General features: G+C 62.0%; 13 protein-coding genes. 3 read left to right on the forward strand and 10 right to left on the reverse strand.

Annotated elements, in window-relative coordinates; translation table 11 throughout:
* Positions 1-3 precede the first annotated feature (3 nt).
* Genes QMX91_RS13715 through QMX91_RS13740 form a run of 6 tightly spaced genes read right to left on the reverse strand, consistent with a single transcriptional unit; the run spans position 4 to position 6,723 of the window.
* Entirely contained in the window at positions 4-1,335 is a 1,332-nt protein-coding gene (locus tag QMX91_RS13715; protein WP_282412882.1) for a DUF58 domain-containing protein, read from the reverse strand.
* The gene (locus tag QMX91_RS13720) at positions 1,332-2,333 is read right to left on the reverse strand and encodes a MoxR family ATPase (protein WP_134787197.1); all 1,002 of its coding nucleotides are present in this window, start codon (positions 2,331-2,333) and stop codon (positions 1,332-1,334) included. Before QMX91_RS13720 ends, QMX91_RS13715 begins: the two co-directional genes overlap by 4 nt.
* Positions 2,330-3,493, reverse strand: coding sequence for a DUF4350 domain-containing protein (locus QMX91_RS13725; RefSeq protein WP_282412883.1), 1,164 nt, complete (start codon positions 3,491-3,493; stop codon positions 2,330-2,332). Before QMX91_RS13725 ends, QMX91_RS13720 begins: the two co-directional genes overlap by 4 nt.
* Positions 3,490-5,037, reverse strand: coding sequence for a DUF4129 domain-containing protein (locus QMX91_RS13730; RefSeq protein ID WP_098965288.1), 1,548 nt, complete (start codon positions 5,035-5,037; stop codon positions 3,490-3,492). The genes QMX91_RS13725 and QMX91_RS13730 overlap by 4 nt, the downstream gene beginning before the upstream one ends.
* Positions 5,024-6,001 (reverse strand): stage II sporulation protein M, encoded by a 978-nt coding sequence (locus tag QMX91_RS13735; protein ID WP_282412884.1) that lies wholly within the window; start codon positions 5,999-6,001, stop codon positions 5,024-5,026. Before QMX91_RS13735 ends, QMX91_RS13730 begins: the two co-directional genes overlap by 14 nt.
* Positions 5,998-6,723: an RDD family protein gene (locus QMX91_RS13740; protein ID WP_098965287.1), complete on the reverse strand. Its 726-nt coding sequence runs from the start codon at positions 6,721-6,723 to the stop codon at positions 5,998-6,000. The genes QMX91_RS13735 and QMX91_RS13740 overlap by 4 nt, the downstream gene beginning before the upstream one ends.
* A 181-nt stretch (positions 6,724-6,904) precedes the next feature.
* Here QMX91_RS13740 and sbcB point away from each other — a divergent pair, with 181 nt between their 5' ends.
* The gene (gene sbcB / locus QMX91_RS13745) at positions 6,905-8,335 is read left to right on the forward strand and encodes an exodeoxyribonuclease I (RefSeq protein ID WP_210558824.1); all 1,431 of its coding nucleotides are present in this window, start codon (positions 6,905-6,907) and stop codon (positions 8,333-8,335) included.
* Between the two features lie 103 nt (positions 8,336-8,438).
* On the opposite strand, the gene mvaT is transcribed toward sbcB, so the two are convergent.
* On the reverse strand, positions 8,439-8,816 hold the full coding sequence (gene mvaT / locus QMX91_RS13750) for a histone-like nucleoid-structuring protein MvaT (RefSeq protein ID WP_003227581.1): 378 nt from the start codon (positions 8,814-8,816) through the stop codon (positions 8,439-8,441).
* Between the two features lie 338 nt (positions 8,817-9,154).
* Here mvaT and purU point away from each other — a divergent pair, with 338 nt between their 5' ends.
* Both purU and QMX91_RS13760 read left to right on the forward strand, forming a co-directional pair.
* A complete protein-coding gene (gene purU / locus QMX91_RS13755) occupies positions 9,155-10,003 on the forward strand; it encodes a formyltetrahydrofolate deformylase (protein WP_003227580.1) in 849 nt (282 codons plus the stop codon).
* A gap of 88 nt (positions 10,004-10,091) precedes the next feature.
* On the forward strand, positions 10,092-10,268 hold the full coding sequence (locus QMX91_RS13760) for a hypothetical protein (RefSeq protein WP_167797083.1): 177 nt from the start codon (positions 10,092-10,094) through the stop codon (positions 10,266-10,268).
* Here the strand turns inward: QMX91_RS13760 and QMX91_RS13765 are convergent.
* The 3 genes from QMX91_RS13765 to QMX91_RS13775 are packed head-to-tail and all read right to left on the reverse strand — an operon-like array spanning position 10,231 to position 13,128.
* Positions 10,231-11,250, reverse strand: a complete 1,020-nt coding sequence (locus QMX91_RS13765) for a lysylphosphatidylglycerol synthase transmembrane domain-containing protein (protein ID WP_096795101.1) — start codon at positions 11,248-11,250, stop codon at positions 10,231-10,233. The genes QMX91_RS13760 and QMX91_RS13765 overlap by 38 nt on opposite strands.
* Entirely contained in the window at positions 11,247-12,023 is a 777-nt protein-coding gene (locus QMX91_RS13770; RefSeq protein WP_282412885.1) for a DUF2334 domain-containing protein, read from the reverse strand. The genes QMX91_RS13765 and QMX91_RS13770 overlap by 4 nt, the downstream gene beginning before the upstream one ends.
* Positions 12,016-13,128: a glycosyltransferase family 1 protein gene (locus QMX91_RS13775; RefSeq protein WP_282412886.1), complete on the reverse strand. Its 1,113-nt coding sequence runs from the start codon at positions 13,126-13,128 to the stop codon at positions 12,016-12,018. Before QMX91_RS13775 ends, QMX91_RS13770 begins: the two co-directional genes overlap by 8 nt.
* Positions 13,129-13,370: the final 242 nt, after the last annotated feature.

The following is a 13,370-nucleotide window of genomic DNA, read 5'->3' on the forward strand; positions in this document are numbered from 1 at the left end:
ATCTTAGAAAACACCGGATCGCTTCCAGCTCAGGTATCGGCTCAGCAACTCCGTGCTTAGCCCGCTGGGACGCACATCCAGCACCTGAACTGCATGAGCATTCAACTGCTCATGCAGCTCGGCCCGGGCATTGAGGTAATCCACCGTGCCGCAATAGGCCAGTGCTTCGGGCAGTGTTTGTACCGGGGCATTGCGCAGGCGGTCGAGGGCTTCCTCGCGCAGGCTGACCACCAGTACTTGATGTTGCTGGCTCAGACGTTTGACGCTGGCGAGCAGGTCTTCGGTGTCCTCGTCACGCAGGTTGGTCAGCAGCACGATCAGCGCCCGGCGTTTCTGCCGGGCCAACAGTTGGCTGGTCGCGGTTGAATAGTCGGCAGGACGCTGACTGCTGTCCAGATCATAAACGGCGTTGAGCAGGACCTTGAGCTGACTGGAACCCTTGATCGGCGCGAGAAAACGCGGTTGCGCGACGGCGAAGGTGCTCAGCCCCACGGCATCGCCCTGACGCAGCGCGACATGGCTCAGCAGCAGACACGCATTCAGCGCATGGTCGAAATGCGACAGCTCGCCATCCTGGCTGCGCATTTGCCGCCCGCAATCGAGCATGAACATGATCTGTTGATCACGCTCGTCTTCATACTCGCGGGCAATCGGCGTGCGCTGGCGGGCGGTGGCTTTCCAGTCGATCTGGCGCAGGCTGTCGCCTTCGCGAAATTCGCGCAACTGATGAAATTCCTGACCCTGCCCGCGACGCTGGCGCTGGCGCACACCGAGCTGGCTGAGCCAGTTGTCCACCGCCAACAACTGCCCACCGTAGAGCTTTGCGAAGTCCGGGTAGACGCGGATCTCGCCGCTCACGGCGAGCAGGCGTTTGCCTGTCCACAGACCGAACGGGCTGGGCAGGTTGATTTCGCAATGCTCGAAGCTGAAGTGCCCGCGCTTGAGCGGGCGCAGACGGTAGCCGACCGCGCTGAATTGCCCGGGTTGCAGTTCAATCGCCAGCGGCAGGTTTTCGAAGCTCAGGCCCTGTGGCACGTGGTCGAAAATCTCCACCGCGACCGGCTCGATGAAGTCATGGCTGAGCTGCAGCCGCACCTCGCTCCAACGGCCGAGTGCCAGGCTGCCGGGCATCTGCCGCTGGATGCGCGGCGAGGGCAGGTTGTTCAGGCGCAGCGCATCGATGATCGCCAGCACCAGCAGGGCCAGGAGCAAGCCCCAGTTGATCGACAACAGCGTGGCGGGTACGTCGATGTCGAGGGCTTGCAGCGTGCCCAGCAGCGTGCCGACGGCCAGCAGAATCGCGAGCCAGATCAGCAGCAGGCGTGACGGTTTCACAAGCGCGGCGCCGGCACTTGGTCGAGCAGTTGCTGCAGCACCTGATCGACCTGCAGACCTTCGATGTCCAGCTCCGGCGCCACTCGCACCCGATGGCGCAGCACCGAGAGCGCGCAACCCTTGATGTCATCGGGAATCACGAACTCGCCGCCGCGCAGCAACGCGCGGGCGCGAGCGCAACGCACCAGCGCAATCGAGGCACGCGGTCCGGCGCCGAGGGTCAGGCCGGGCCAGGAGCGGGTGCTGCGCGCCAGCCGCACCGCGTAATCCAGCACTTGATCGTCAATCGGCAAGTCGCTGGCGATGCGTTGCAAGGCCTGCACGTCCTTGGCTTGCAGGACCGTGCGCAGCGGCTGCACATCAAGCATGTCGGCGCGGGTCGAGCGGCTGACCTGACGCACCATGTTCAACTCTTGTTCGGTCTCGGGGTAATCCATGCGCACCTTGAGCATGAAACGGTCGAGCTCGGCTTCCGGCAAGGGGTAAGTGCCTTCCTGCTCGATGGGATTCTGGGTGGCGAGCACCATGAACGGCTGGGCGATCGGCAGCGCCCGGCCTTCGAGAGTGACTTGCCGTTCCTGCATCGCTTCGAGTAACGCCGCCTGGGTTTTCGCCGGTGCCCGATTGATCTCGTCGGCCAGCAACAGGTTGGTGAACAACGGCCCCTTGCGCAGCTTGAACTGTTCGGTGTGCAAGTCGTACACCGCATGGCCGGTCACATCGCTGGGCATCAGATCCGGAGTGAACTGGATGCGCGCGAATTCGCCGCCGAAACAACGCGCCAGCGCCCGCACCAGCAAGGTCTTGCCCAACCCCGGAACGCCCTCGAGCAGCACGTGGCCGCCGGCGATCAACGCGGTCAGCACATCGTCGATCACGCTGTTCTGGCCGATCAGGGCCTTCTGCAATTCACCGCGCAGCGCTTGCGCCAACTGGCTGGCACGCTGGCGTTGCTGGGCGGCGTGGCTGGCGCTGCCGGGCTCGATCTGTTCACTCATAGCGTGTTCCTCAAGGTTTGCAGGTGGGCCACCTGGCGACTGAAATCAGCGCTGCTCAGGCGCTGTTTCGGTACCGGGCTGAGGGCCTGACTGATGGCGCGGGTCGGCTGTCGGGTCAGGCGCGACAGCACCAGCCATTGCTCAGCCACGTTCAATTGGTCGAAGCCGGGATAGCGGCGGCGGGCGCGGCGCAGCACGTCCTGTTGCAGGGCTTGCAACAGCGTGTGCTGACCGTTGTGGCGCAGGATGAAATCGGCACTGGCGCGCAGGTGTTCCTGCAACTGCCGGCGGCCACTCGGGGCGGGTGCCTGCAGTGGTCCATGGCGCACAGCAACGTGCCACAGGCCGAGGCCGATCAGTGCCAGCAGGGCGACGATGGCTTGCGGGAAGTAACGCCAGAGCAAGGTCAGCAGACCATCGTGTGCGGTGTTGAAAATCAGCGTGACGTCGGTGTCGGCGCTCAGGTACCAGAGCAGCCAGGCGTTGTCGTGCTTGCTGATGGCCGGGGTTTTCCACAGTTCGGCATCGGTGACCACGGTGATCGAGCCGAGGCCGTACGGCAGTTGCATCATGTGCGTGGCCTTGGCGCTGTTGGCCCAGGCCTGGGCGAGATTTTTCGGATCGTCCAGATGGAACGCGGTGTCGAAACCGGCGTAGGCCGGCGCGTCCTCATCTTCCAGGTAGAGCTTGGTCAGATTCGGGTACGGATCATCGGCCAGCTCCGCCGGCGGCTCCTTGAGGTCCTTGCTCAGGGACTGGTGCAACTGCACCCGATCCAGCAACAGATCATCGCTTTGTCTGGCCTGCTTGTCCCACAGCGCTTCGGCCACGAACACCAGGCGCCCACCGGCGCGGGCCCAGTTCAACACCTGATCGACCTGCCGCGGGGTCATGCGCGAACGTTCGCCGAACAACAGCAGGGTGTGCCGACGCGGATCGATGTCGGGCAGCACCGCCAGCGTTTCGGCGTGGCTGACGTTGAGGCCGCGCTCGCGCAAAAACAGTTCTGCCGCCAGATAAGGATTGGCCTGCGCCTGGGGCGAGGGGCCGTGATCGATCACTTCCTGATAGGGCCGCGCCTTGAGGTACAGATAAACGCTCAACGCCGCGAGCAGGGCGACCATCAGCCCGCCGAGCAGCCACGCGTTGCGCCGGTTCAAGCGCGCGCTCCATGCTCGAACAAGGCACGCCAGCCGTCACACAGTTCCTGTTGCAGATGTGCCGCCGGCACGCGGTGCCCGTAGGCCATGTTCTGCCAGTGCAGCGTCAGGGTGCGACTGAACGCCAGCAGTTCCGGGCGCTGCAATTGCTCGACCCGCAGCAGCACCTGATGCTCGGTGTCGGCAGGTTTCAAGGTCAGGGCAAAATCGTGCAGCAGACGGCTGAGCAAGCCGCGATACAGCAAGCCCAGCGCCGCGCGCGGCTGGGTCTGCCAGAGTTGTTCGGCGCTGGCGGCGATGTCGTCGGGCAGGGTTTGCGGGCTCAGGTCCAGGCCAAACGCTTGCTGCGGTGCAGGTGGCCTGATGCGGGCGCGCAGCTTCGGCCGACGGCTGACGAAGGTGCGCAGGAACTCGCGATAGCGCCAGATCAGCCAGCCCACAGCGGCGATCAACGCTCCCCACAACAACACTTCAATCAGGCCGGCCAGCGCATTGAAGCGCTGACTGTCCAGCCAGCCGAGCAGGGTTTTCAGCCATTGCGGCGCCTCACCGGGTTTGGCTTCGGCCGGGGCTGCCGGATCGTCGCCAAAGCGATAGCGGGTCACGCTTTCCTTGTTCTTGAACGGTGGTTGTTCGAGCAGCGCCTTGATGCTGTCGTGCGCAGCCTGACTGGTCAGCGGTTGGTGCAACAGGCGGGGTGCCTCCGGTGCGCTGGCGGGATCGGCTGCAGCCCATACGGGTGGCACCGCCGGCAGCAAAAGACAGACCGTCAACAGCAAACCCAGAGCGCTGCTGTTCAGGCGCTGGCGCAAACGGCGGAACACCAGCTCGATGTCCCACGCTTCCAGTGCGGTGCGCCGGTTCAAATACAGGCTGAAACCGCAGGCGACATAAATCGGTTCCCAGACCACCAGCACCAGCGCGTAGAAAGCGTTGGTCAGGTGCTCCAGCCAACGCCAGTGGTGATCGGCGTCGAGGATCAGCGATTGCCAGTCCCAGTCGGTTTCGATCTGCTGTGGCAGCAGCATATAGAACAGCACCATCAGACCGATCCACAGTGCGGTCTCCAGATGCATGCCGATGATCGTCAGCCATTGCGCGGCGCCGGCATTGCGTTGCAGCAACACCTGCAAGCGTTGCTGACGGGCCGTGCCGTCGAGACCTTCGAGTTGCACTACCGGCAGCAGGAAGCTGCGACTCAGGCTCAGCCGGCGCCAGGTCAGGCTGGCCAGCAGTTGCGGCTTGAGCAACCGTGGAAATTCGCGCAGGGCCTGTTTCAGTGTCGGTGTTTCGCCGAACAGGGCTTTGGACAGGATGTACAGCGGCAGGCGTTCGTAGGCTGGTTTCAGCCACCAGAAAATGAATACCGCCAGCGACGGCGAATCCCATAGCAACAACGTCAGCACCGCGAACAGCGGCAGGGTGACGATGGCCCAACTGGTCATCAGCAGGCGTCGATGCTGCTGGCTCATGAGCACGCCCAGGTCCATGGCTTCCCAAGTGCTGCGCGGGCGGATCGCCACGGTGGCGTCACTCAGGCGCATGGCGTGTCCTTCCGGCGAACAGCAGATAGGCCGCTACTGCGAGCCACAACGCGGCACCGACCGCATATTTGATCGGCGGTGTGACCCCGGTCTTCGACGACCAATACGCTTCGATGAACGCTGCGATCAGCAGGAACAGCATGACCCCACACACCAGCAGCACGCTTTTGCGCGCCGCCTGCACCAGCGCTTCACCACGGGTCAGCCGCCCCGGTGCGATCACTGCCCAGCCGAGCTTTAGCCCCGCCGCGCCCGCCAGGGCAATGGCGCTCAGCTCGAAGGCGCCGTGGCCGATCACGAACGACCAGAACGTCTGGCCAAAACCGATTTCGGTCAGGTGCCCGGCCACCGCGCCGATGATCAAGCCGTTATAGAACAGGAAGAACGCGCTACCGACGCCCAGCAGCAAACCGCTGGCGAAAGTCTGAAAGGCGATGCCAATGTTGTGCATCACGTAATAGCCGAACATCACCCTGTCTTCGCTGGCCGCCCGTTCGGCCGAGCGCCCGAGGTGCCCGGCCACCGGGTCGTACATGCTCTGCATGTCGCGCACCTGTTCGGCGGGGATCAGGTTGTAGATCAGTTCGGGAAAGGCATACACCAGCAAGGCAAAGCCGATCAGGCTGCCGAAAAACACCAGACCAGCGGCCAGCACAAACGGCCATTCGGCACGTACCAGTCGAGGAAAGTCAGCGAGGATGAAACCCAGGAGGTTGGCGCCGAATCGACTGCGGTGCCGATACAGCTGCTGGTGGCCGCGCAACACCAGTTGTTGCAGCGAGTCGATCAGAAAACTGCTGTAGCCACGCGCCTGTGCCAGCGCCAGATGCTGGCAGAGGCGTCGATAAGCCTTGGGGAAACTGGCTGCCTGCGAGGTGTCCTTGCCATGTTCGAGGCGTTCGAGGGCCAGGGTGAAGCGCTCCCATTCGGCCTTGTGGCGAGTTTCGAAAAGACTCTGCTTCATGTCGGCCCCAACAAGCCGCAGGCGATACCGTTGAGTTCGCTGACCGCTTTGGGCGCCGAGATGTGCAGCGGTTGGGCGAGCAGCGCGGCCAGCTCATTGACCCGCGCCGGCGACAGTTCAGCCTGACGTTCGGCGAAGGCGAGCAAGGCGCGTTGTTCGCCGAGGTTGAGCGGCACGGGCGAGCTGCGTGGCTGGGCGTCAGGTAACTGCGGGCGGAGCAGGGCGCGTTCGCTGTAGACCACCAGGGTGCCGGCTGCGATGTCGCCCAGGCGCTTGAAGGTCGGGTGTTGCAGGCAACTGATGGCGCCGAGGAAATAACCGAACGGCAGCAGGTCGACAAAACGCAGCAGGTTGCGCAGCAGCGAGGCCGACCAGCCGATCGGTGTGCCGTCATCGTGGATCACCCGCAGGCCCATCCATTGCTTGCCCGGCGAACGGCCCTGACGCAACACTTCGAACAGCACCATGTACCACCAGCTGACGGCAAACAGCAGCAGCGAACCCAGACCCATGCCGAGCTGGCCGAGAAACGCCAGCAGCAGAAACAGCACGCCGAGGATGGCCCCGCGAATGCCCAGGTCGATACCGAAGGCGAGGCTGCGCACCATCAGACCGGCCGGGCGCAACGGCAGGTCGATGCCCTCCGGGGTTTCCACTTGATAGCGGGTATCGAGTGGCGGGTTCAGCGGTGCTTTCCGTGGCAGTGCTGTGTTCTCGAGCATGGGCTACCTGATGGGGCCGGATCGGGATGCGAAGTCGGTCCGATGCTAGCAGCCTCTTGGGGGAAAACGACATAACTATGTATTGCACATCGTGTGATGCGCGGTGGTTGAATGACACAGCGCTGGCCGCGACCGCGGTTCAACGCCTAGACTTTGCCGATCTTCAGTTCAGGAACCGCCCGTGACTTCAATCTTCTGGTACGACTACGAGACCACCGGCATCAATCCGCGCAACGACCGTCCGCTGCAGGTCGCCGGGATTCGCACCGACCACGACCTCAATGAAATCGACGAACCGGTCAACCTCTACTGCCAGCCCAGCGAAGACATCCTGCCGCACCCGGCGGCGTGCGCCATTACCGGTATTACCCCGAGTTGTCTCGCCGAACAGGGTTTGAGCGAAGCCGACTTCATGACCCGCGTACACGCGCAACTGGCGGCGCCCGGCACTTGCGGTGCGGGTTACAACACCTTGCGTTTCGACGACGAGATGACCCGCTACAGCCTGTACCGCAATTTTTTCGACCCGTACGCCCGTGAATGGCAAGGCGGCAACAGTCGCTGGGACCTGATCGATGTGGTGCGCGCCGCGTATGCGTTGCGCCCGGATGGCCTGGTCTGGCCGACCGACGACGAAGGCAAGGTCACCCTCAAGCTCGAACGCCTGACAGCGGCCAACCACATCGACCATGGGCATGCGCACGAAGCGCTCTCGGACGTGCGCGCCACCATTGCGCTGGCGCGGTTGATCCGCGAGAAACAGCCGAAGTTGTATGACTGGCTGTTTCAACTGCGCAGTAAACAGAAGGTCATGGATCAGATTCGCCTGCTGCAACCGCTGGTGCATATCTCCGGACGCTTCTCGGCGGCGCGGCACTATGTCGGTGTGGTGCTGCCATTGGCCTGGCATCCGCGTAATCGCAATGCGCTGATCGTCTGTGACCTGCACCTTGATCCGCAAGGCTTGCTGGACCTGGACGCCGAAACCCTGCGCCGGCGCCTGTACACCCGCCGCGACGACCTCGCCGAGGGTGAACTGCCGGTGCCGCTGAAACTGATTCACATCAATCGCTGCCCGGTGGTGGCGCCGTTGTCGGTGTTGCGTGCCGACGATCAGCAGCGTCTGGGCCTGGACATGGCGCTGTATCAGGCACGTGCACTGCGGCTAAGTGACGCACAACAAGTTTGGAAAGATAAAGTCGCGGCGGTTTACGCCAGCGAAGACTTCACGCCCAGCGAAGATCCGGAACAGCAGTTGTACGATGGATTTATCGGTGATCGCGATCGGCGTCTATGCGAGCAAGTGAGAACGGCGGATCCGGCGCAATTAGCGCAAGAGCACTGGCCGTTCGATGATGAACGTCTGCCGGAATTACTCTTTCGATATCGCGCACGCAACTTTCCCGACACGTTGAATTTCGAGGAGCAAGAACGCTGGAGAATATTCTGTCAGCAGCGTTTGTCCGAGCCGCAAATGGGCGCGCCTAATACCCTGCAATCTTTTGCCGAGGCCGCGCAGCAATGGGCGCTTAGTGCTACGCCGATACAGAATCAAGTGCTCAATGAGTGGCAGAATTATGTCCAGGCATTGCGCAAACGTTTGAATCTTTGAAATCGAACATAGTGTGCCCATGAAATGCCGGGCATAAAAAAACGCCAGCGTATGCTGGCGTTTTTCATGGGCCGCAGAATCAGTCTGCGACAGGCGTTGCGGCTTAGCCCAGCAGGGTAGCCCAGCCTTCAACCACGTCACCGCCCCACTTGGCTTTCCACTCTTTCAGAGTCTTGTGGTTGCCACCTTTGGTTTCGATGACTTCGCCGTTATGCGGGTTTTTGTATTGTTTAACTTTGCGCGCGCGCTTGGTGCCGGTAGTTTTTACTGCGGCGCCACGGGTGCCTTTGGTTTTCGATTCCGGATCCAGCAGGGCGATGATGTCGCGCAGGGACTTGGAGTATTCGCCCATCAGGGTACGCAGTTTGCCTTCGAATTCCAGCTCGGCTTGCAGTTTGTCGTCTTGCGACAGGTTCTTCAAACGCGCTTGCAGCTCTTTGATTGCTTCTTCGGTGGCGCGATATTCGTTGATCAAGGACATGGTAACTACCTTATGCAGATGTGTTGAATGGCAGGGGACAGTGCCGCAATAATAGTCAGGCTGTTTCATCAAGTAAACATTTAACCGGTTTTTTTATTTGAATTAGTTGCAAGGAATAACCGGTAAATTGAATGGTCATTTAAATAATGTGATGCAGTCATCACGAATATTCACAATTATCTGGCCGAACAGCTTCACTGCAGGACTATGGTTTCGCCGCGCGTGGCTTCAGACGCCGCGAATCGGGCCTGCCTGCGGACATGTGGTCATCAATACTGCAGTTTCCGCGCACAGTCGCTAGAATGGCCGCCTTTGCGAAGTTCTGGAGTTTTCCCCCCATGCGCACCTTTCGGTTGGTGATTTCCTGCCCTGACCGCGTTGGCATCGTTGCCAAAGTCAGTAACTTTCTGGCATCCCACAACGGCTGGATCACCGAAGCGAGCCACCACTCGGATAATCAGAACGGCTGGTTCTTCATGCGTCACGAGATCCGCGCCGATTCGCTGCCGTTCGGTATTGAAGTGCTGCGCGAGAAGTTTGCGCCGATCGCCGAAGAGTTCTCGATGGACTGGCGCATCACCGACACCGAGCAGAAGAAACGCGTGGTGCTGATGGCCAGCCGCGAATCCCACTGCCTGGCCGACTTGCTGCACCGCTGGCACAGCGACGAGCTCGATTGCGAAATCTCCTGCGTGATTTCCAACCACAATGACCTGCGCAGCATGGTCGAGTGGCACGGCATTCCTTATTACCATGTCCCGGTCAATCCGCAGGACAAGGAGCCGGCGTTCGCCGAAGTCTCGCGTCTGGTCAAACAGCACGATGCCGAAGTGGTGGTGCTGGCGCGCTACATGCAGATCCTGCCGCCGGCCCTGTGCCGCGAATACGCGCACAAGGTGATCAACATTCACCACAGCTTCCTGCCGTCGTTCGTCGGCGCCAAGCCGTACCATCAGGCGTCGCTGCGCGGCGTGAAGCTGATCGGCGCGACTTGCCACTACGTGACCGAAGAGCTGGACGCCGGTCCGATCATCGAGCAGGACGTGGTGCGTGTCAGCCACAGCGACAGCATCGAAGACATGGTGCGTTTCGGCCGTGACGTCGAGAAGATGGTGTTGGCCCGAGGCTTGCGTTATCACCTCGAAGACCGTGTGCTGGTGCACGGCAACAAGACCGTGGTGTTCTGATCGAACCTGCGCGTACTTGAATAAAGAAGGGCCTGGGCGTTCAATCGTCCCAGGCCCTTTTTTCGTTTTAGCCCTTGAGGAACTGCCCGTGAGCGACCCATTGGACAAAGCCACTTCGAAAGCGCCTGCCACCCTGGGGGAGGGCTGTTTGAGCCGCTACGACCCGGATGACCTGAGCCCGGAAGACGGCACCGAGTTTCCCGGCGCCGCCGAGCTGTGGGAGCAGCTCAAGGAGCAGGCGGACGAACCTGAGAAGCCTGCCTGATCTTCAACAGCTTCTTGAGCAGCGGCCGCCCCAGCATCAATAGAAACACCGGGCCGCCCACCACCAGATAGAAATAGAACGTCACCACCCGCCAGATCAGAATCGCTGCCGCCGCAGTGGATTTGCCGACCATCGGCGCCAGCAGCGCCGCCGAGGTCAGCTCTGCGGCGCCCGCACCACCGGGCAACAGGCTCATTTGACCAGCCCCCAGCGATAGCATCTGCACCAGAAAACTCCAGGCCCACTGCAGATCCGCGCCCAGTCCGCGCAGGGCCAGATACAACACGCTGTAGCGTAGCAGCCAGTGCATGCAGGTCAGGGCGAACACCTTGACCAGGGTTTGCCACGGCAACTTGAGGGTGTCGATAAACGCGTCGAGAAAATGCAGCAGCTTGCGCGCCCAACGCCGACGCGTGGCCGGTTGTACGTTGAGGCGGGCAAGCAGGCGTCCACTCAGAAGGATCAGGCGGCGGTGGTAGCGCGCCAGCAGCACGCAACTGAACAGCCCACCGAACAGCGACACGGCGCTGACCATCAGCAACCACTCCAGGCGGTCACTGAGATGCTGAAACAACGCGTAAATCAGGATGCCGCTCAGGGCGCAGAGAAAGAACAGCAGATCGCTCAACTGATCCATGGCAAACACTGCGCTGCCACGGGCCGGGCGTACGCCGCAGCGCGCCAGCAACGCCATGATCGTCAGCGGTCCGCCACTGCCGCCGGGAGTGGCGCAGTAGGCGAACTCGGCGGCCATGACCACGCCGAGACTTTTCAGCGGCGTTACCTGATCGCGCTGATCACCCAGCAGCAGGCGCAGACGCAGGGTGTTGATGCCCCAGCAGAGCAGAATCATGCCGAACATGATCAGCAGCCATTGCAGGGGGAAATTTTGCAGGCGCGCACCGATCTCGCCGCCGCCGAGCAACACCGGGATCAGTACAGCAGCGAGCAGGCCGATCAACAACACAATGCCGCGACTCATGCAGCGCGCTCCATTCGCCCGCGGTGCTCGGTGAGCCAGTCGATTTTGGTCATGGGCGTGCGTCCTTCTGTCAGCAGCCGTTCAAGGGTTCGTAGCCAGTAATCACGCGCGAAGGCGTGGCGCATGTCTACCGGGTGCAAGCCTAGACGAATCACCGCGGCGTCGCGCCATTGCTGTTCGCGTTGCTCGCTGACGATTTTTGACAGGCCCCGGCGCCAGGCGCTGCGCGCACTCCACACCAGACCCGGGGCGTTGATGGCGGTGAAATCCGGTAATTGATAAAGATGTTGCGGGTCGCTGGTGTAGCTCAATGGTGTTTCGCGAAGGGCCTGGCGCGTGCCCTCGCTCATCAACCAGGCCGGGGCGACGAAGCCGTGCAACGGCCAGCCATTGCGCCGGAACAGTTCGATGCCGTCGCGCAGTCGCGCCAGGGCGGCTTCGCGGGACAGGCGATAAAACTCCCCTTCGTGGGTGTAGATTCGGCGCATGAACCAGTCGCGGGGTGTGGCTGGCGCTGGCTCGCGGTCGTCATGGTAATAGCCGTGCAAGGCCAGTTCATCGCCACGGGCCAGCCGCTCGCCGAGCATTCGGCAAAACGCGGGATGATCCTCAAGCGCATCGTGGCCATGGAAATCCGGAACGACCAGCCAGGTCATCGGCACGCCGCCCATTGCGTCGACCGCCTCGACAAATGGCCGATAATCCGCCCACGTCGACGGTGCCACGTCGTGCAGCACCAGCAGCACTGCGCGGTCATTCAAGGAATCAGCCATTGGCCACCCTTGGCAGCGAGTGACCGAGCACCGCGTGGTAATGGCCGAGCAGGCTGTCGACCACACTGTCCCAGGAATAACGCCGTTCGACGTGTTGCCGCGCCTGTTGGCCGAGTTTCACACAGCCGCGACTGAACAGCTCGCGCACGGCATTGGCCATGGCTTGCGGGTTGTTCGGTGCACAAAGCAAGCCGCAGTCTTCGGTGACGATCTCTTCAAACGCCCCGGCCGCCACCGCGACCACCGGAATCCCGCAGGCCATGGCTTCGAGGATCACCAGGCCGAAGGTTTCCTGGTCACCTGCATGGATCAGGGCATCGGCGCTGGCCATCAACCGGGCCACGGTGGCGGCGGGACAGAACCCGTCGATCACGCTGACATTGTCCGGGACCACGGCCGGCATCGACGAGCCAACCAGCAGCAGGTGATAGCGTGGGCCGAGGCGCTGCATGCATTTGAGCAGCACCGGCAGGTTCTTCTCTTTGGAACCGCGCCCGGCAAAGATCAGCAGACGAGTGTCTTCGGCAATTCCCAGTTCGGCGCGCAGGCCGTTGTCGCGGGCGTCAGGGTGAAAGGTTTGCAGATCCACGCCCAATGGCTGCACGAATACATTGCGCACCCCCAAACCGGTGAGCTTGTCGGCCATCACCTGACTGGGCGCCAGCACTCGATCGAAGTTGCCATAGAGCTTGGTGACGTACGCCTCGACGTTTGGCGTGACCCAATGGCCCATGCGATTGCCGACCAGTAGCGGCAGGTCCGAGTGATAAAAGCCGATCACCGGCACATCCAGTTGCCGTCGCGCGTCCAGCGCCGCCCACGCGGTGAGGTACGGGTCGCCGACTTCGATCAGATCTGGCTGCAAACCCTGCAGGACATTGCGCCATGGCGCGAGGCGCAGCGGGAAGCGATAGCCTTTGCCGAAGGGTAGGGCGGGTGCGGGCACGGTGTAGATACCGTCGTTTTCACCGAAATGTGCGCCGGGAATCAGCAGGCTATGACGAATGCCCGTTTTCACCCCAAACCGGCGATGCTTGGCATCCAGATAGGTGCGTACGCCGCCGCTGGCCGGGGCGTAGAACATGGTGATGTCGGCGATATGCACAGTGATCAACCCTCCGCTGCGTTCCACTCCCTTGGTTGACCTTCATCCAGAATAGATGTTCGGTCGGGATTGCGCGGTGGGAGTGTCAGGGAGGTGTTGTGGTGTTTGTCAGGATGCCTTCGCGAGCAAGCCCGCTCCCACAGGGATCTGCAAACGACACAGATCCCATGTGGGAGCGGGCTTGCTCGCGAATAGGCCAGTGGCAGCGCCGTAGATGCGGAAACTGCCGACCAGCTGCTTAA

Source organism: Pseudomonas sp. PS01299 (assembly GCF_029960145.1).
Lineage (GTDB): Bacteria > Pseudomonadota > Gammaproteobacteria > Pseudomonadales > Pseudomonadaceae > Aquipseudomonas > Aquipseudomonas putida_A.